We start from the raw sequence: 16,516 nt of genomic DNA, 5'->3' as shown, positions 1-16,516 counted from the left end.
TGAGGCTGGTTAGGCTTCGCTTACAAAAAGATGGAACACGGGAAGCACATGCAAGTTCGGTGCGCAGTGGAGGAGATTGCGCCATGAACAGCGTTATTTATCTCATCGGCCTTGTCGTCGTCGTGCTTGCGATCCTCTCCTTCCTCGGATTCCACTAGGAGACACCATGCAGGACAAAGACGATCAAGGCCGTCAGACGGCCGATTTCGAGACAGCCAGAAGCGAGCTTTCGGAAAGACTACAACGGGAAAAGCAGACCGCGACGGAAGCGCTCCACGATGCGCGTGACGAGATCACCAGGAAAGCCGGAGATTACGCATCGGAAGCAAAGCAAGCATTGTTCAACAAGGCGGAGGGAACGCAGCGCGACATGAGCGCCAGTCTCAAGGCCTTCAGCGGCGCTTTGCGCGCGGCAAGCGAGCATCTTGCCAACAATGATCAACGGACCGCTTCGAAATTCGCCCTTGACGCCGCAGGCGGGCTCGAGCGGCTTTCCTCGTCCCTGAAGGATAAACCGTTCGACGAGGTGCTTGGCGAAATTCAGTCGTTCGGCCGCGAAAACTCGGGGGCGCTGATCGCCGGCTCGGTATTGGCAGGCCTGGCTTTGGGGCGGTTCATCAAGAGCTCGCCACCCTCTGCCCAAACCGGAGCACCGGGCCAGTCGGGAACAGGCCGGGCGCCCGAGACGGGTCCTAGCTCGAATGAGTCGGGATGGCGATCGGCAGAGCCAGTTGAACCAGCCCCGTTAGGATCCGATCAGTCCGGCGATGACTGGGCCAATGCAAGCCTGGAGCGAAACCCATGACTGACAACCAGGACACTCGCAGCCTGACAACCCTTGTCAGCGATCTGGCACAGCAGGTCACAACACTGCTTCAAACCGAAAGCAGGCTGTTGCGGGCTGAAATGTCAGAAAAGTTAAGCAAGGCCGGCGCCGGCGCCGTGGAGGTAATGGGAGGCGTCATTTGCCTGCTTGCCGCCCTGATGGTGCTTTTGCAGGCGCTGGTGATTGCCTTGGCGAGCGCCGGCCTGGGAGCCGGATGGTCCTCGCTGCTCGTCGGCGTCGTGGTGGCAGTACTGGGCGTCATACTCCTGCGCTCCGGCAAGGCAAGCATGGCTCCCTCAGAGTTGACCCCCGACCGGACACAAGACCAACTTAAACGCGACGCACGCGTGATCAAGGACCAGATAAGATGACCGACAAATCCGCAGCCGAACTCGAACGCGATGCCGACATTGCCCGTGCCAAGATAACGGACACGGCAGACTCGATCCGGAGCAAGATGACACCAGGTCAGCTGATCGACGAATTCACCGGGATGTTCAGCGGCGAGGGATCCGCCATGCTCAGCAATCTTAAGACTCAGGTCAGGGACAATCCGTTACCGCTTACATTGGTCGGCGCGGGCCTGGCCTGGCTGATGCTAGGCAAGGGCACGTCGGTAGACAGTTCAGCACTTGGTGCCTATTCGACCGGCAGGGAACCTGACGGCACCCGAAACTTCTCTGACCAGAGGGGCTTGGGCGGGGCCTGGCAGGACTCACGCGGCGATGAGTACGGTGCCGAGGGCGAAGGTTCCGCCGGCTCCATGCTCTCCGATGCCGCCCGTTCGGTTGCGTCCGTGGCAGGCGGTGCGACTGAGGCTGTGGCAGACGTTGCGAGCGGCGCCAAAGAAAGGTTAGGAAGCACGGTCGGGCAGTTCGGCTCGGCGGCCACCGATATATCGGGGCGGGTACGGCAGTCGGCGCAGGACCTGTTCCAGCGCGAACCTCTGGCAATGGCCGCGGTGGGCCTTGCCGTGGGCACCGCCATCGGCGTGATGCTGCCTCACACAGCCGCGGAAGACGCGCAACTCGGCCCATACCGCGACAAGCTTCGTGACAGTGCCGAGGAAGTCTTTGAGGAAGGCGTCGAGCAAGCCAAGCAGGTCGCCGCCGAAGCATATGAGACTGTAAAGGAAGAGGCTGACCGACAGGGTTCCAGTGGCGACGCCGAGACGTTGGTCGACCGCGTCGAGAAAGTCGTGAAAAAGACGGCAAGTAAAACCGAGGAAGCCATTCGCGATCGTTTGCCGGAGACCGACGAGGCTCCCAAATCGAACGAGTCTCCCGAAACGACGTGATTGCGCTGCGGTCGTTCGTGGCGACTCCGACCGCGATCGCCTCGCGGTTGGAACATCAAAGTCGGCTAGGAGCCCGCAACCTTCCGCTAACAAATGTGATCGCGGCGCTCAAGTCATTAGCCGAGGCGCTCCGGTCCGTTCCGATTCTTCGCTCTGAATCCGTTCGGTTCTTCGGCTCCATGAGGCGTGTCCCCACGGCGTGGCACGCAATTCTCAGCAGCACTGTCCAATTCTGAAAAAACAACCACCCCGTCAATTCGACTGGGACGACGACGCCGAGATTGCACTCGGCCCACTCGCCAAAGAAGCTCATATCCGAGATGCCCGCGAAACAATCCGCACAGCAGATTACCGGCATAGCGGCGCTCGGCGATGTCCGACGTGATCGCGGGCAGCCTCGCCGATGCGGGCCGGTTCCGAAAGGTTCGTCGGCAACTAAGGCATCGAGCCGAAGGCGGTGACGATTGCCGGTCCCGGCAAACCGGCATCGGTAGACCGCCGGGAGGGTTTGATCTCGGCTAGGCGAGCAACGATGTCATTTCATCGAATAGAGATAGGCGGCGATATCCCGCGCCTCCTGCTCGGAAATTCTGGTCGAAGGCATTGCCGTGTGCGGATTGATCTCCCTTGCGGCCCGTATCCAACGGACCATGTTTCGCGGGTTGTTGGACAATACGCCGCCGATATAGACCCGGGTGGCCAAGCTGGCGTCGAGGCGTGGACCGACCATTCCCTGCGCGCCGGGAACGCCGGCGATCGTGTGGCATCCAGCACAGCCATTGGCCATCATGATAGGTATGGCGCGGGCGCCAACACCGCCGGTTGCATTGTCGGCCTTCTGCTCCACTCGACGGCTTTGCTCGAAATACAACGCGATCCCGGCCAGGACTGCAACGAGCACGACAATTGCTGCGGCGCCGAGTATGGGTCCGGACGGAGTGAAACGCGATGTGGCGCGCACGCCGATGCTGCTGGTGGCATTGTCCGTTTTATGCGCGACCCTGATGACGCGCTCCGGCCACAACGTCAGCGCCGCCCAAGCTGCGGCCAGCACGGCAATTGCCGTCCCGGCACCAATGACCAGCTTAGACAGCTTGGAGCGCATGCGACGTCTCCCATCTTCTCTGTCCACTTGAGCGGATCCACAGGCCGGCCAGCAGCAAAGCCGCGCCGCCATAGATCAGGCCGGCCGGAACCCACATAACCAGCCCGGCGAGCTGCTGGTCCTCGAGCGGACTAAGGTTCCACAATTTCGCACCGGCTGCGTTTACCGGATACCACAGCCTTGGCGAGACCAGCAGCAGCACCCCGAGCAGGCCGGTATGCAGCGAGGTGAAGAAGAGGTGCATGACCGCGCTGCCATAGGCTTGTTCGCGGCCTGAACGCGGCAGCAGCACCCACCAGAACAGCAGCCCTGTACCGAAGAAGCAGGCATGTTGCGCATAATGCAGGACACCCCGTGCGAGCGCCGCCTCGAACAGCGCCGGAACGTGCCACGCCCATATCGCGACGCCGTGCAGGAAGGTCGCGGCAACGGGGCGGCTGATTGCGGCCCAAACGGTTCGAAGCACCTTCGCCTGCCCGGCTGCGCCAAATGCCAGCCGCAGCTTGATCGGCAATGCCCACATCATCGCCGCCGCCGGACGGGAGGCGACCAGCAGGGGTGCCGCCACCGCCATCAACAGCTCGTGCTCGATCATGTGGGCGGTGAAAACGTGCTCACCCAATGCGTGGAGCGGACTGACCAGTGCTGCCGCCAAAATGGCCCAGCCGGTCGCGAACAGCAGGGCTTGCCGCATCCGCAACGGGCGGCTGCGGGCGCTCCGCCGCCACAGCCGAAAGGCGCCTGCCGCGTAAAGCAGTGCGACCATGGTTAGCGGCAGCGTGATCGGCAACGCCAGCGTCCAGCCGGCCTGCGGGGCACCGGCACCGTAGCAGATCGAGGTCGAGAAAAGCGCGTCGAAGCTCATCGCAGACAGCCGTCGAGAATGAGCGAGGCGGCGCCTTGCATGACGATTACCAGCGCAAACAGCAACGCGCTGAGAATGCCGATATTGGCGACGAAATCTTCAGTGCCGCGCGCACGGTCCGGTTTAAAGGCGGCGCCACCTTGCTGTCGCGCCCGCCACGACAGCGCCCCGCCGAGCAAGGCCAGCACTGTCAGCATCAGCGCAACGACCGGTATGACAGGAATGCCGTGGGCGCACTGCCACTCCACGAACGCGTAATTCAGCTGCGTCGACACCGCCCAGGCCAAAGGCCCGGACAACAGCCCGCCCCATGATGTGCCCAAGCGAAGCGCACGCATCTCAGTCAAGCCTCGGCATCCAATAGATCAATAGATAGATCGGGATCCAGGTCGCGACCACGAAATCCCAGTAGAAGACGTTGTCGCCAACATCCCCGAAACGCCGGCCGCTATAGCCATGGCGCGTGAACATCAGGACCGTCAGCACCAGCGTGTCGCCGACGTCGGTGATCAGGTGTGTGGTGTGGAGGCCGAGCAGGACCCACAGCATTGAGCCGTACGCATTGGTATCCCAATAGATGTTGAGGGCCGGAAATTCGAACCACCGCACGACAAGCGGTGCGATACCGAGCAGCGACATGACGATCAGGCCGATGCGCACGGGCACCATGGCACAGGCTTCGGCGTAGCGGTTCAGTATGTGGTTGGGCACCACGCTGGCGAGCAGCAACAGCGTGACGATGGTGCCTGGCCAATGGTTGGGCGGCGGCACGCCCAATGGCCATTCGGGCGACAGATAGGCGAGGTAAAGATAGGCGCCTGCGGCCAGCGCGAAGCCGGTGCCCTCCAGCGCCATGAAGGCGAGAGTGCCCCACCAGGTCGGGCTGCGCGGTCCGATCCCGAAGGTCGGGAGTTTGGAAAGATCGGCGGCAGGACGCTGTTTCATTCCTCATCCTCCGGATCGCCTTTCGGCCAGAACCAACCGATCAAAGTGATGGCGATTGGCCCGGCTCCCCAGACCACCGCCCACGGGCTGAAGATCGAATAGAGAAAGGTGGCGCCGACGGCGAGCGCGGCGAACAATGGCCAGATCGACGGCGTCGCGGACTTCTCGCGCACATCTGGATGCGCTTCTGCCACGGTCGAAATGACAAGTTCGCGCACGTCGACGCGAAGCCCGGTCGCGACAGGCAGCGTGTCACGTTCGGCCCAGAGCGGCTCGGAGTGGGTAACCACCGGAATCCGAGCGAAATTATAGCTCGGCGGCGGGGAGCTTGTCGCCCATTCAAGCGTGCCCGCATTCCAGGGATTGTCCCCGGCCGGGGCGCCCCTCGAGGCGCTGTACACCAGGTTTATGGTGAACAGAACGAAGCTTAGGAACAGGACGACCGCGCCGGCTGTGATGAACAGGTTGATGTTGCCCCAGCCGAGCTCCACCGGATAGGTGTAGACCCGGCGCGGCATGCCCCACAGGCCGACAATGTGCATCGGAAAGAACGCCGCATTGAAGCCTATGAAGGCAAGCCAGAAGTGCCAGCGTCCAAGACGCTCGCTCATCATCCGGCCGGTGATCTTGGGGAACCAGAAATAGGTCGCGCCGAGCAGCGGGAACACCGACCCGCCGATCAGCACGTAGTGGAAATGCGCGGTAACGAAATAGGTGTCGTGTACTTGCAGGTCCAATGGCACCGACGCCAGCATCACGCCGGTCAGGCCGCCCGCGACGAACGTGAAGAAGAAGCCGAACACGAACAGCAGCGGCGTCCTGATTATCGGGCGTCCGTCCCACAATGTCGCCAGCCAGCAGAAGATCTGCAGCCCGTTCGGGATGGCGATCAGCATGCTTGAGGCGGTGAAGAAGCTCGCGCCGAGCTTGGGTAGGCCGGTTGCGAACATGTGGTGAACCCACAGGCCGAACGACAGGAAGCCGACCGAAATCAGCGACAGAACCATGCCCAGATAGCCGAATACCGGACGCCGGGCGAAAGCGGCGATGATCGAGGACACTATGCCGGTGGCCGGCAGGAAAATGATGTAGACTTCGGGGTGGCCGAAGAACCAGAACAGGTGCTGGAACAGCAGGACGTCGCCACCCTCGGCGGGATTGAAGATATGGGTGCCGACCAGACGGTCGAGGATCAGGAAGGTCGACGTGATCATGACCGCCGGCATGGCGAACACGATGACGAAAGAGGTGACCAGCATCGCCCAGGGATAGAGCGGAATCTTGTCCAGCGACATGCCCGGCGCGCGTTGCTTCAGCACGGTGACGATGGTGGCAACCGCGACCGCCAACGACGACACTTCGGTATAGGTGATCATCTGCGCCCACACGTCGGAACGCTTGCCTGGTCCGAATTCAGGACCGGACAGCGGCACGTAGGAAAACCAGCCGACGTCGGGCGCCATGTCGAGTGCAAACGACACCCAGGCGAAGAGGCCACCGGAGAGATAAATCCAGAAGCTGAATGCATTGAGGCGCGGGAAGGCGATGTTGCGGGTGCCGACCATCAGCGGCACGAGATAGATGCCGGTCGCCTGAACGATTGGCACTGCAAACAGGAACATCATGGTCACGCCATGCATGGTGAACAGCTGGTTGTAGCGGTCCGGCCCGATCAGCCCGCGCTCCGGCCCCGACAGTTGGATGCGCATGGCAACGGCGCTGAGGCCACCGAGGCACAGGAAGACGAAAGCGGTGATCAGGTACCGCCGCGCGACAATTTTGTGGTCGACGCTCGAGAGCGCACCGATGATGCCCGGCACGGTCTGCCATGTCCGCGCCAGCCAGCGCTCGAGGCTGGCGTCGTCGAGGCCGGTATCGCGAGGGCCGTCGCGCTCGGGAGCCAGGTCACCCTTTTGTGCTGTGGCGCGTTGCGGGGCGAGGTCTCGCCCATGGGCTAGGTCGGCGCTGCTCATTTCAAGCCCTCGAGATAGGCTACTATCGCATTCAGCTCGTCCCCGTTCAGTCCCACCACGGGCATGTGGGCACCTGGCTTGATCCCTTGGGGATCGGCTATCCAGGCTGCGAGATTGCCGCGGCTCATCGCCAGCGTTCCGGCAGCGAGCGTCCGCCGGCTTGCGATATGTGTAAGGTCGGGAGCGACCGTACCGCCGGCGATGGTGCCGCCGATCTTGTGGCACATCACGCATGGCCGTTTGAGGAACAGGTCGTGGCCGGTTTTGGCCTCGGTCGACACGGGAGCAGCTGCCGGCCGCAGCTGATCGTTCAGCCACGCGTCGAAGACGGGCCGAGGTTCGGCGATGATGAAGGTGCTCATATTGGCGTGCTGCGCGCCGCAGAACTCAGCGCACTGGCCGCGATAGACGCCGGGCTTGTCAGCCTTCAGATCGAGAACGTTCTCGTGGCCTGGAATGAGGTCCAGCTTGCCCGAGAGGTTCGGCACCCAGAAGGAATGGATGACGTCGGTCGAGGTCACTACAAGCCGCACCGGCTCGCCCGCCGGGATGTGGATTTCATTGGCAGTCGTCAGGATGCGGTTCGGCTGATCGTTTTCGTAGCGCACCTCCCACCACCATTGATGCCCGGTCACCCGGATCGTCAGCGCCGCATCCGAGCCGATGGCGGCGAGCGTCCGGTTAGCGAAGTAGCTCAGCAGCGTCAGGCCGACCAGGATCAGGGCGGTAGCGGCGAGTGCGGCGACGACAATTCGCATCTTGCCGCGCTCGGCGGCAGCGTCGAGGACAAGCGGATCGCCGACCGGCGCGGGGCGTCGGGCCAATGGCAGGATCAGCACGGCCATCACCAAAAGCCAGACCACCGTGCACAGTGCTGTGAAGAACCAGATCAGCCATGCAAGCTCGCCCGCGGCCGGGCCTTTTGGGTCAAGCGCGGATTGCCAGCCGCTGCATCCTGCAAGGAGCAGCATGCAGGCTGCGCCGCAGCACACGCTGCAGACAAGGCGGATCACGGCGACTTCCCCAGAGTCGCGGCATCCGGCAGGCGATTTTCGGACGGATGGGGCATCATGTCGTCGTCGCGGCTCGGCGCAGCCGATTTCGGCGCGTTGCCGCTCAACGCGCGGACGAAGGCGGCAAGCTCCCAGATCTGGTCGTCCGGGATCTTGTCCCGGAAGCTCGGCATGCCGTTTGGCCGACCGTCCCTGATCGTGGCGTGGATGCTTTCGATTGAGCTGCCATAGAGCCACTTCTGGTCCATGAGCGCCGGGCCCATGCCGCCACCGCCATTGGCATGGCAGCCGGAACAGTTGAACCAGTTGAACAGACGCTTGCCCTCGCTGAGGTGGAACGCGTTGGCCTCGAACACTCCGGCCTTGTTGTTGGACGAGGCTGGCCGCTGGCCGCCCGGCTCGAGGGCCGTGACGGCTGCCGGTTGGTCGCCCGAGCCGAGCGCCGACTGTGGACGCGTGTCGCGTTCCTCACGCTGGCAAGCGGCAAGAACGAGCATCGCCGACAGCACGCATGGAAGGCCGCGGTTCATCGCGCTGCCGCCCCGGCGACGTCGAGGCGAGGCACGTCATATGCCGCCAGGATTGCATCGATCTCGGCGCGGTGTTTGGCGAGCGCTGCGTCTACCTCGCTGCGCAGCGCATCGTCGTCGTGGCGCACGCCCATCGAGATGTCGTAGATCATCGGCAGCAGCGGACCGTCGATGCGCGGTGCAACCGGCGTAATCCGCAACGGTACTTTTTGCCTGGCACCGAAGTAGCCGGCCAACGGCCCCCAGACGACGGCCATATCGATGTCGCCATTCGCGACCGCCTCAATGATGCGCGCTGGCGGGTTTGGCGCCGAATAGTCGCCATAGACGGGGAAACCGACGAGATGGCCGACGATGCCGCGACTGCCGAGCGCCTGGACGGGTGGCGAGTTGGCGCCGTCGTCGCCGATCAGCTGGACGCCGATGTGCAGATCGCGCAGGCGAGGATCGTTGAAGGACGCGATTTCCGGCGCATCTCTGCGTGTCACGAAGACGTAGGAAGACCGGTAATAGGGCGCGGTGGTGCGCAGCATCTCGAGATTGGTGGGCGTGCCGGGCACCAGATCGCACAGGCCGGCTTTCAGCGTGTTGCGGACGAAGCCGCGCCGCTGTGCCCACCACGTGTAGGAAACAGTCGCACCCAGCTCCCGGCCGACGAGTTCGGCAATCTTGTTTTCAAAGCCTTCCCGGGCGGCATTGGAGAACGGCATGTTGTTGGGATCTGCGCAGATCCTCAACTCGCGCGCATCGGCAACGGCGGCGACAAGCGAGAGCGCCAGTGCGCCAACCGCGGCGGCAAGCCGCCGCGAACGCGTTTTCCGTGAGCACATAACTCGGCCGATCGTCTCAAGGCAGCCGGAACACATACAGCGTACCTCCCGGCGTGGTTACATCCTTCAGATCCTTCATGACGTTGACGAAGCCGAGCGCCGCGGTGGCGTCGCGCGGGTCGAGATCGCCGGATACGATCGCACCGGCCCAGCCACCGACGCCCGAAAGAACCGCAACATATTGGTGCCCGTCCGAGCCGCGATAGGTGATCGGCTGGCCGATGATGCCGGACGACGTCTTGAACTGCCAAAGCAGTTCGCCGGTCCTGGCGCTGACCGCCTTGAACCAGCCTTCCATCGTGCCATAGAACACGACGTTGCCGGCGGTGGCGACGGCGCCGCTCCACACCGGAAAGTTCTCCTTCCGGCTCCACGCCGGTTTGGCGGCGGCGACATCCCAGGCAGTAAATGCACCGCGATTGCCGCCCGGCCCGGGAATCATGCGCACGTTCATGCCGACATAGGGCGTGCCGGCGATGTAATTCACCTCGACGCCTTCTTCGTCCATGCACATGTTATTATGCGGGATGTAGAGCAGGCCGGTCTTGGGCGAGAACGCCGAAGGTTGCCAGTCCTTGAGACCCGATGCGGTGGGACAGATGTCGCGGACGACCTTGCCGGTGCCGGTCTTCTTGTCCGGATTTACAATCAGCCGGCCGGTCTTCAGGTCGACGCCCTTGCTGGAATTGACAGGCCCGAACGGCACTGCCGACAGTACTTCGCCCGTAGTGCGGTCCAACAGATAGACGTAGCCGTTGCGTTCCGGTCGGACCAGCACCTTGCGGGGCTTGCCCTGCCAGGTCATGTCGAGCAGCACCTGTTCGTTGATGCCGTCGTAGTCGTGCAAATCGTGCGGGGTCCATTGGTAAAACCATTTGGCTGCGCCGGTGTCGGGATCGCGGGCAAAGATGCCGGCGGTCCATTTGTTGTCGCCGGGCCGCAGATCCGGATTCCACGGACCGGGATTTCCGGTGCCGTGGAAGATCAGGTTGAGGTCCGGGTCATAGGAGATCCAGCCCCACACATTGCCGCCCCCGATCTTCCAGGCGTCGGGCGGCCACGATGTCACCCCGAGATCCTTGCCCTTGTCCATGTCGTAATGCGGCTTGAAATCGGGGCCGATCAGCACCTCGGCGTCCGGGCCGGTATTGTAGGCCGTCCAGACGACGTGCCCGTCGCCGGCGTCGAGCGCCTTGATCCAGCCGCGTACGCCCATTTCGCCGCCGGAATTGCCGACCAGTACCTTCCCCTTCACCACCAGCGGCGCCATCGTGATGGTCTCGCCGATATTGATGTTGCCGATATGGGTGTTCCAGACCGGTTTGCCGGTTGCCGCATCGACGGCGATGGCATGACCATCGAGCGTGTTGAAATAGATGCGCCCGTCGAAGAAGGCCGCACCGCGGTTGACCACGTCGCAACAGGCAACGCCCTGCGCGGCGGGCTCGGGATTGGGCTCGAATTTCCACTTCATCGGCGCGCCGGGCTTGGTAAGGTCAAGCGCATAGAGGATGTTGGGAAACGGCGTCACGATGTACATCGTGTTGCCGACGACCAGAGGCGCAGCCTCCTGGCCCTTGTTGACGCCGGTCGAGAAGGTGAAGGCCACCTGCAGGTTTTTGATGTTGTCTTCGGTGATCTCCGCAAGTTCGCTGTAGCGGGTCGAGGCGTAGTTCTTTGCCGGCATCGCCCACTGGCCGTCGTCGGGCGGAGCAGCCGCGGCCGGCGGATTTATCGCAGGGCCTGATAAAGACTGAGCAAACGCCGCCGTCATCAGTGCAAACCCCGCCAGCAGCGTCCATCCCAGCCTCGCAGCCATTGGCCTGTTTCCGCCTTTGGCTGACACACGAGTCTTCGCCGCCACCTGTCGCCCTTTCCTCATTTGCGTATCGAGCCGCCGACCCCGGCGCCAAGCTCCGCCGCCACGTCCGCCTCGCTTCCGGCACACAATGGATGGCCCCAGCCGGAGGCGCTCTTGCCGCCGGGATCGAGGTCGTAAATGATAGCGTCCTTGCGGTTTGGGTTGACGCCTGCCGGCACCTTATCCAGCCCGAGCGCGGCGCGCACACGCCAGGCGACATTGTGGTCGGCACAGGAGGAATCGCCGCTTATCCCCAGGGCCCCGACGATCCCCTTGCCGTCGTAGAGAGCCAGGCCGCCGCCAAACACGACGACACCGCCGATAGGCTTTCCCAGCAATGGATCGCTGGAGCTTCCAAACGTCGAAGGATCGCCGGCATAGGCCACCGCTGGATTGACCGGATTGGTGGCCTGCAGACCGAATAGAGGACCGCCGGGCTGCACCGGCGCATAGAGGTTCGCGGTGGACAACGCCATGTGGGCGAGGCTGAGCCCGTTGGCGGTATTGGCTTTTTCAGCGGCGATCAGCCGGCTGCCAGGCCACTGGGCGTCGGCGGTCGGCCCACTGAAGGCGACGGCGCAGACAGTTCCGTCGCGAGCCACGACTGCCGCCCATTCATTAGTGTCGAAGCCGCCATTGCCGGGACCGCCGCTGGACTTGACGTTGGCCTTGAGGGCGGCCAGCAACTTGTCATGGTCGGCCGGGCAAGGTGCTTGAGCCCAAGCCTTTTGCTGGACGGCGCCGATCGTAAGCAGGAACAGACATAATGCTACCGAGACAATCCGATGGCGATCCATTAGCTGCGCCGTCTTTGTTGAACACTCTCCAACGCGTAGGAGGCGCAGAAGTGCCAAAGGGAACGAAATAAATATCGGATTCGGTCGGACAAACTCGGGGACCGGAACTCGGGACAGCCGATCTGGGTGTTGGCACTCAACCGGAAATCGGAGTTATTCTTGCGATGGTCCAGGCGCCGTCGGAACAGAGCAGCACTTCTGGCAGTTGTGTCGAATGGTGTCCGCAGTCGAGCAACTGGCTCAATCGGTGAAAGAGCGACGAGGTATCTTGTTCGTTGGAGCCGGGGTGTCGATGAGCGTCGGCTTGCCGTCTTGGCAAAAGCTCATCGAGCACATGCAAAACGAGCTCGGCCTTGACGAGGACATGATCGGCGCACCGGAGGCCAGCTATCAGGCGCTTGCCGAATATTACCGGCTGAAGCAGGGGAGCCTCGGCCCTTTGCGCAGTTGGATGGATCGTGAATGGAGCGTCTCGCGGGAAGAAGTGCAGCGGTCGGCAATCCACAAGCTCATCGTATCGCTCGATTTTCCGATCATCTACACCACCAATTATGATCGCAACCTCGAGGTTGCCTTCGAGATTCATGGCCGGCCCTTTGTGAAGGTGGCCAACGCAAAGGACTTGCCCAAGACGACCGGCGAGGTGACGCAGATCATCAAATTCCACGGCGATTTCGACGACGACAAATCGCTGGTCCTGGCGGAGACCGACTATTTCGACCGGCTTTCGTTCGATTCGCCGCTCGACGTGAAGTTTCGCGCCGACGCACTGGGGCGCACCATCCTGTTCATCGGCTACAGCATGTCTGATATGAACATCCGTCTGCTGTTGCACAGGCTTTGGCAGACCTGGCGGCGGTCGGGCTACGAGAAGAGCCGCCCGAAATCCTTCATCTTCATGTCGCAGCCGAGCATCGTCCAGGAGGCTGTTCTTGGCCACTGGGGCATCGATATGCTGACCGAAGAGGCCGACGATCCTGAGGACGCGCTGCTCGCGTTCCTGAACGAACTCAAGGATAGGGTGGGCCGGCCAGACAGCGCGTGAGAAAACCTGCGGAAAGCGGATTGGTCCGGCAGTGGAACCGACTGATCCGATGTGAGTTCGGGAGGACTAGCGTATCCGGGACCGAGCCTGAATGGGCGCACGCAAACACAAGCGAAGAATGCATGCCAAACACGACCTGTCGGCCGAGTTGGCCTATGAGATCGATTTTTTTGCCCGCAGGTGCGGCCTGACGAGGGACGAAGCACTCAAGACGATGCGAGATGCCGGCCGGTTGAAGGACAGCGCGAAGGCATCTTGCGAAACCGGGGCGAAGTAGCGGCGTGGATTCCGCTTCGTGGACGGCTTTTGTCGGAACGGTCATCCTGATGCAGATGCCGCCGGGGCCCGACAGTCTGCTGGTGATTGCGCGCGGCATCGGGCAGGGCCGTGATATTGCCCTGTTCACCGTCCTCGGAATGACCCTCGGCGCCGGTATGGTCCAGCTGCCGCTCCTTGCCCTCGGCATATCGTCGCTGCTTCAGGCATCGCCGTTTGCCTTTGCCATGCTTCGCTGGGCGGGTGCAGCCTATCTCGTTTGGCTTGGATCGCGTCTGGTGCTGTTGCCGTCAACCAGCGCCGCCGTCGAGGAGCCGCGCAATGTCGGACCGCTTGTGGCCGCACGCGAAGGAATGATCGCCAATCTGATAAATCCTTGGCCGATAACCTTTATGGTGGCATTCCTTCCGCAGTTCGTCGATCCTGCTCGCGGATCGGTCACGCTGCAATTGCTGCTGCTCGGTGGCACCCAGAAAATGACCGGTGTGCTGGTGCTGGGCACATATGCACTCGCATCCGGCACGCTCGGGGCCTGGATTATGAAACGACCGAAGGTAAGGCTCTGGCAGCAGCGGGTGGCAGGCTGTTTCGTCGTCGGTCTCGGTATCCGCATGGCGGTCGGTGGTGGCGCGCACCGCTGAGGATCGAGCGATGCAGCGGCCGCCGATGGAACATCCGCCGACAATTTTCGTTGACATGCTCCACAAGGCGAAGAGGTCGAGCATGTCGAAGTTCCAAGCCGCTACCCCGGAGCGTTTGCAGCAGCTCAGGCTTGAGGCAACGGCGCACTTTGCGCCACTCATACTGCGCCAGGCGCTGGTGCGTCTCTGCCGGGCCTGCGGAAGCGATAGCCTCGAACGTTTCGAGAAGACCATGGTCGACCAAATCGAGGCATTGCGTGACGAAAAGGCCGATTTCGACACGATGAAGGAATTTGCCATCGAACAGCTCTATGGCTGGATTCGAGAAGTCAGGTCTTCGCCGGACATGACACAGCCGCTGGAGAGCGTAGATACCCGAAGGACCCCCGGCCGCTCTGAAGAGCCGCAAACGCTGGAAGACCAATTGCAGGCAGGCCTGGAAGATTCCTTCCCGGCAAGCGACCCACCGGCGGTCGTCTCCACCGCGATCCCGGGCGGATCGAAGAAGCTCGTCGGAACCGACGAAATCCTCAGGCAGCAGCGCGAGAAAAAGGCCGAGGACGCCAATCATTCGCGATAAACCAAGCTTTGGGCGGAACTTCAGGGAGGCAGCCTGCCGCTTCACCCGCAGTCCGATATGAAGGCTGTCGTGGCATGCCCATCATGCGGCTCGCCTTCGACAAGAATGTTTGCCTCCCACGCGGCGTCGACAAACGCTTGCCGCGCTTTGCCGGCCGTAATTTCACCGGTTCGGGCGCGATTCAATACATCAGCGGCCGCCAGCGCCAGTGGGGCATTGCGCGTCGGCCATTTCTCGCTTTTCAGGCAATGTGCTGCTTCGAAAACGGAACTGACCAATCGTGATCGCCCGGGCTTGCCGAAATAGATGCAAACAGGTGTATCGAACTCTATTCTCTGCACCGTATTCCTCCCGGTTCAAGCAAGGTGTCGCTTCAAGCAAGCTGCGTGTCTTCAGGGTCTACACGACTGTCCGACGGGCGTTTCAGCCAAACGTCGTAGGCCTTCGCAGCTGTTTTGGCGCGTGCTGGTGTTTCGGCTGCGATATCGTAGGCCAGAATGCCCGCCTTGCGGGCGAATTTATCGAACGCCGCACGCACCGTCTCGACGTCGACCTCGTCAGCCAGCCCGGCGCGACAGGCGTCGAACGCCGCCTTGTGCGCCGGACCGCGGCTCGGCCATTCATTTAAGACGTCATAGGCCTGCCAGATATTTTCGACATAGCGAGGGAAACCAAGGCCGACGAGAATTGGAACCGGGCGGCCAAACAATTTTTTTGTCATCTGTGTCTCCGCGAAAGAGCCTGTCGCATCAACGCCCGGGGCGGACCCGAGGCTCATGCTCTTTAACGCGGGATTGCTGCACGGGTTGCAGCAGGTTTGTTCGATCGTGCGCGGCCGGTCACTTGTTGGTCCGCATCTTTTGCCGAGGATTGATACCGCCTTGCGGCGTGGTGTCGTTCTCGACATCGCCTTCGAACGTATTGGTGCCCTGATCGAGCCGGTCGCCCTCCTTGATCGTGCCCCTGGAACTGCCGATGCCGGGATCGTTGGCAAGATCGCTATCGGCCGGCGTTTTGCCTTTGGCGTGCTTGTTTCCTGTCATGGACTCCTCCTGTTTCTTGAGGTGGCAGGCCGCCCTTGAGGTCGCGGCCAAGGCTCGCTGCGAATCGCATTTCGACGCGCCAAATGGCGGCGCCCGAATTGTCGGACGACCTTGATTTTGAACTCCGCGATCCCGATGGTTGTTCCGTCAAAAATATCGCCGTCGGCCGGGATTGCTCAGCCAAGCCCTCTCCGGTTTTCTGGAGCGGGGTGATTTTCGCAACCGGAACGATCTTTCGCCCAATGCATTTAACTGGTCTGCGCTCGCGAACTCATTCTGGACGGGAGCTGAACCATTGCCACCCACAGCCTACGCCTTGGCGACCCGCGAAGCCGAAGAAGTTTCCATCGTCGACCTCATACCCGCTTTGAGGGCTTTCGCCCGCACCTTCTGCCGCACTCCCGATGATGCCGACGACCTGGTCCAGGAGACGCTGACCAAGGGCCTGGCCAACATTGACAAGTTCGAAGCTGGAACGCGCATGAAGTCATGGCTCTTCACGATCATGCGCAACACCTACTACACGCGTGTCAGGGCCGCCGTGAGGGAAGCGCCCGGCCTGCTCGACTGCGCTTCGCTGCGGCCGATCTCGGAAGCGACGCAGGAATGGTCCGTACAGGGCAAGGAAGTCCACCAGGCCATCCAGAGCCTTCCCGAGCATCAGCGCGAGGTTCTGATGCTAATAGGCGTGCTGGGCGTCAGCTATGAGGAAACCGCCGAAATATGCGGTTGCGCGGTGGGAACCGTGAAGAGCCGGCTCAACAGGGCCCGCGCCGGCGTGCTTGAATACCTAGGCGAAAGTTCCTCGCAAACCCTGATGGAAAGGCGCAGCTATCTGTCCGAAGGACAACTGGACTTCGAAGCCGAGAGGCGCCGCTAATATATGTCA

At 62.2% G+C, this 16,516-nt stretch carries 20 protein-coding genes; 7 read left to right on the top strand and 13 right to left on the bottom strand.

The features are described from left to right. Positions 1-76 precede the first annotated feature (76 nt). Genes NKH50_RS15430 through NKH50_RS15420 form a run of 3 tightly spaced genes read left to right on the top strand, consistent with a single transcriptional unit; the run spans position 77 to position 2,123 of the window. Positions 77-805 carry a WXG100 family type VII secretion target gene (locus NKH50_RS15430; protein ID WP_352879648.1) on the top strand — a complete coding sequence of 243 codons (729 nt, stop codon included), beginning with the start codon at positions 77-79 and terminating at the stop codon, positions 803-805. After that, positions 802-1,197, top strand: a complete 396-nt coding sequence (locus tag NKH50_RS15425) for a phage holin family protein (protein ID WP_254818831.1) — start codon at positions 802-804, stop codon at positions 1,195-1,197. The genes NKH50_RS15430 and NKH50_RS15425 overlap by 4 nt, the downstream gene beginning before the upstream one ends. Beyond that, positions 1,194-2,123 (top strand): hypothetical protein, encoded by a 930-nt coding sequence (locus NKH50_RS15420; RefSeq protein WP_352753316.1) that lies wholly within the window; start codon positions 1,194-1,196, stop codon positions 2,121-2,123. Before NKH50_RS15425 ends, NKH50_RS15420 begins: the two co-directional genes overlap by 4 nt. A 535-nt stretch (positions 2,124-2,658) precedes the next feature. On the opposite strand, the gene NKH50_RS15415 is transcribed toward NKH50_RS15420, so the two are convergent. From NKH50_RS15415 to NKH50_RS15370, 10 genes are all read right to left on the bottom strand, one after another. Next, positions 2,659-3,228: a c-type cytochrome gene (locus NKH50_RS15415; protein WP_352879646.1), complete on the bottom strand. Its 570-nt coding sequence runs from the start codon at positions 3,226-3,228 to the stop codon at positions 2,659-2,661. Further along, positions 3,209-4,093 carry a cytochrome c oxidase assembly protein gene (locus tag NKH50_RS15410; RefSeq protein WP_352879644.1) on the bottom strand — a complete coding sequence of 295 codons (885 nt, stop codon included), beginning with the start codon at positions 4,091-4,093 and terminating at the stop codon, positions 3,209-3,211. The genes NKH50_RS15415 and NKH50_RS15410 overlap by 20 nt, the downstream gene beginning before the upstream one ends. After that, on the bottom strand, positions 4,090-4,431 hold the full coding sequence (locus tag NKH50_RS15405; protein ID WP_352879642.1) for a hypothetical protein: 342 nt from the start codon (positions 4,429-4,431) through the stop codon (positions 4,090-4,092). Before NKH50_RS15405 ends, NKH50_RS15410 begins: the two co-directional genes overlap by 4 nt. Position 4,432: 1 nt before the next feature. After that, entirely contained in the window at positions 4,433-5,038 is a 606-nt protein-coding gene (locus NKH50_RS15400) for a cytochrome c oxidase subunit 3 (protein WP_352801240.1), read from the bottom strand. Next, complete coding sequence (ctaD, locus tag NKH50_RS15395; protein WP_352879640.1) at positions 5,035-7,011, bottom strand: cytochrome c oxidase subunit I; 1,977 nt, start codon at positions 7,009-7,011, stop codon at positions 5,035-5,037. The genes NKH50_RS15400 and ctaD overlap by 4 nt, the downstream gene beginning before the upstream one ends. After that, positions 7,008-7,982, bottom strand: a complete 975-nt coding sequence (gene coxB, locus NKH50_RS15390) for a cytochrome c oxidase subunit II (protein WP_352801244.1) — start codon at positions 7,980-7,982, stop codon at positions 7,008-7,010. The genes ctaD and coxB overlap by 4 nt, the downstream gene beginning before the upstream one ends. 38 nt (positions 7,983-8,020) lie before the next feature. Continuing rightward, positions 8,021-8,554 carry a c-type cytochrome gene (locus NKH50_RS15385; RefSeq protein WP_254818823.1) on the bottom strand — a complete coding sequence of 178 codons (534 nt, stop codon included), beginning with the start codon at positions 8,552-8,554 and terminating at the stop codon, positions 8,021-8,023. Then, positions 8,551-9,384 carry a substrate-binding domain-containing protein gene (locus NKH50_RS15380; RefSeq protein WP_352879638.1) on the bottom strand — a complete coding sequence of 278 codons (834 nt, stop codon included), beginning with the start codon at positions 9,382-9,384 and terminating at the stop codon, positions 8,551-8,553. The genes NKH50_RS15385 and NKH50_RS15380 overlap by 4 nt, the downstream gene beginning before the upstream one ends. Before the next feature lie 16 nt (positions 9,385-9,400). Then, a complete protein-coding gene (locus NKH50_RS15375; protein WP_352879834.1) occupies positions 9,401-11,158 on the bottom strand; it encodes a methanol/ethanol family PQQ-dependent dehydrogenase in 1,758 nt (585 codons plus the stop codon). A gap of 104 nt (positions 11,159-11,262) precedes the next feature. After that, entirely contained in the window at positions 11,263-12,042 is a 780-nt protein-coding gene (locus NKH50_RS15370) for a heme-binding protein (protein WP_254818820.1), read from the bottom strand. A 214-nt stretch (positions 12,043-12,256) separates the two neighbouring features. On the opposite strand from NKH50_RS15370, the gene NKH50_RS15365 reads away from it, so the two are divergent. From NKH50_RS15365 to NKH50_RS15355, 3 genes are all read left to right on the top strand, one after another. Continuing rightward, positions 12,257-13,087, top strand: a complete 831-nt coding sequence (locus NKH50_RS15365) for an SIR2 family NAD-dependent protein deacylase (protein WP_502900489.1) — start codon at positions 12,257-12,259, stop codon at positions 13,085-13,087. 281 nt (positions 13,088-13,368) lie between these two features. Then, a complete protein-coding gene (locus tag NKH50_RS15360; RefSeq protein WP_352879635.1) occupies positions 13,369-14,004 on the top strand; it encodes a LysE family translocator in 636 nt (211 codons plus the stop codon). 82 nt (positions 14,005-14,086) lie between these two features. Beyond that, a complete protein-coding gene (locus NKH50_RS15355) occupies positions 14,087-14,584 on the top strand; it encodes a hypothetical protein (RefSeq protein ID WP_254818816.1) in 498 nt (165 codons plus the stop codon). Positions 14,585-14,625: 41 nt separating this feature from the next. Here the strand turns inward: NKH50_RS15355 and NKH50_RS15350 are convergent, their stop codons facing one another. The 3 genes from NKH50_RS15350 to NKH50_RS15340 form a co-directional block, all read right to left on the bottom strand. Next, positions 14,626-14,925: a DUF982 domain-containing protein gene (locus NKH50_RS15350; protein ID WP_352879633.1), complete on the bottom strand. Its 300-nt coding sequence runs from the start codon at positions 14,923-14,925 to the stop codon at positions 14,626-14,628. A 32-nt stretch (positions 14,926-14,957) separates the two neighbouring features. Next, positions 14,958-15,305 carry a DUF982 domain-containing protein gene (locus NKH50_RS15345; RefSeq protein WP_254818815.1) on the bottom strand — a complete coding sequence of 116 codons (348 nt, stop codon included), beginning with the start codon at positions 15,303-15,305 and terminating at the stop codon, positions 14,958-14,960. Positions 15,306-15,423: 118 nt separating this feature from the next. Then, the gene (locus NKH50_RS15340; protein WP_254818814.1) at positions 15,424-15,627 is read right to left on the bottom strand and encodes a hypothetical protein; all 204 of its coding nucleotides are present in this window, start codon (positions 15,625-15,627) and stop codon (positions 15,424-15,426) included. A 295-nt stretch (positions 15,628-15,922) separates the two neighbouring features. Here NKH50_RS15340 and NKH50_RS15335 point away from each other — a divergent pair, with 295 nt between their 5' ends. Continuing rightward, positions 15,923-16,507: a sigma-70 family RNA polymerase sigma factor gene (locus NKH50_RS15335; protein ID WP_502900970.1), complete on the top strand. Its 585-nt coding sequence runs from the start codon at positions 15,923-15,925 to the stop codon at positions 16,505-16,507. Positions 16,508-16,516: the final 9 nt, after the last annotated feature.

Source organism: Mesorhizobium sp. M1027, assembly GCF_040318745.1.
Classification (GTDB): Bacteria; Pseudomonadota; Alphaproteobacteria; order Rhizobiales; family Rhizobiaceae; genus Mesorhizobium.
This window is presented reverse-complemented; position numbering and strand designations above follow the sequence as displayed.

What these genes read in the sequence shown, in the direction of transcription:
- NKH50_RS15425 (WP_254818831.1), top strand. Translation starts at nt 802, where the DNA reads ATGACTGACAACCAGGACACTCGCAGCCTGACAACCCTTGTCAGCGAT.
- NKH50_RS15420 (WP_352753316.1), top strand. Translation starts at nt 1,194, where the DNA reads ATGACCGACAAATCCGCAGCCGAACTCGAACGCGATGCCGACATTGCC.
- NKH50_RS15415 (WP_352879646.1), bottom strand. Translation starts at nt 3,228, where the DNA reads ATGCGCTCCAAGCTGTCTAAGCTGGTCATTGGTGCCGGGACGGCAATT.
- NKH50_RS15410 (WP_352879644.1), bottom strand. Translation starts at nt 4,093, where the DNA reads ATGAGCTTCGACGCGCTTTTCTCGACCTCGATCTGCTACGGTGCCGGT.
- NKH50_RS15405 (WP_352879642.1), bottom strand. Translation starts at nt 4,431, where the DNA reads ATGCGTGCGCTTCGCTTGGGCACATCATGGGGCGGGCTGTTGTCCGGG.
- NKH50_RS15400 (WP_352801240.1), bottom strand. Translation starts at nt 5,038, where the DNA reads ATGAAACAGCGTCCTGCCGCCGATCTTTCCAAACTCCCGACCTTCGGG.
- ctaD (WP_352879640.1), bottom strand. Translation starts at nt 7,011, where the DNA reads ATGAGCAGCGCCGACCTAGCCCATGGGCGAGACCTCGCCCCGCAACGC.
- coxB (WP_352801244.1), bottom strand. Translation starts at nt 7,982, where the DNA reads ATGCTGCTCCTTGCAGGATGCAGCGGCTGGCAATCCGCGCTTGACCCA.
- NKH50_RS15385 (WP_254818823.1), bottom strand. Translation starts at nt 8,554, where the DNA reads ATGAACCGCGGCCTTCCATGCGTGCTGTCGGCGATGCTCGTTCTTGCC.
- NKH50_RS15380 (WP_352879638.1), bottom strand. Translation starts at nt 9,384, where the DNA reads ATGTGCTCACGGAAAACGCGTTCGCGGCGGCTTGCCGCCGCGGTTGGC.
- NKH50_RS15375 (WP_352879834.1), bottom strand. Translation starts at nt 11,158, where the DNA reads ATGACGGCGGCGTTTGCTCAGTCTTTATCAGGCCCTGCGATAAATCCG.
- NKH50_RS15370 (WP_254818820.1), bottom strand. Translation starts at nt 12,042, where the DNA reads ATGGATCGCCATCGGATTGTCTCGGTAGCATTATGTCTGTTCCTGCTT.
- NKH50_RS15365 (WP_502900489.1), top strand. Translation starts at nt 12,257, where the DNA reads ATGGTGTCCGCAGTCGAGCAACTGGCTCAATCGGTGAAAGAGCGACGA.
- NKH50_RS15355 (WP_254818816.1), top strand. Translation starts at nt 14,087, where the DNA reads ATGTCGAAGTTCCAAGCCGCTACCCCGGAGCGTTTGCAGCAGCTCAGG.
- NKH50_RS15345 (WP_254818815.1), bottom strand. Translation starts at nt 15,305, where the DNA reads ATGACAAAAAAATTGTTTGGCCGCCCGGTTCCAATTCTCGTCGGCCTT.
- NKH50_RS15340 (WP_254818814.1), bottom strand. Translation starts at nt 15,627, where the DNA reads ATGACAGGAAACAAGCACGCCAAAGGCAAAACGCCGGCCGATAGCGAT.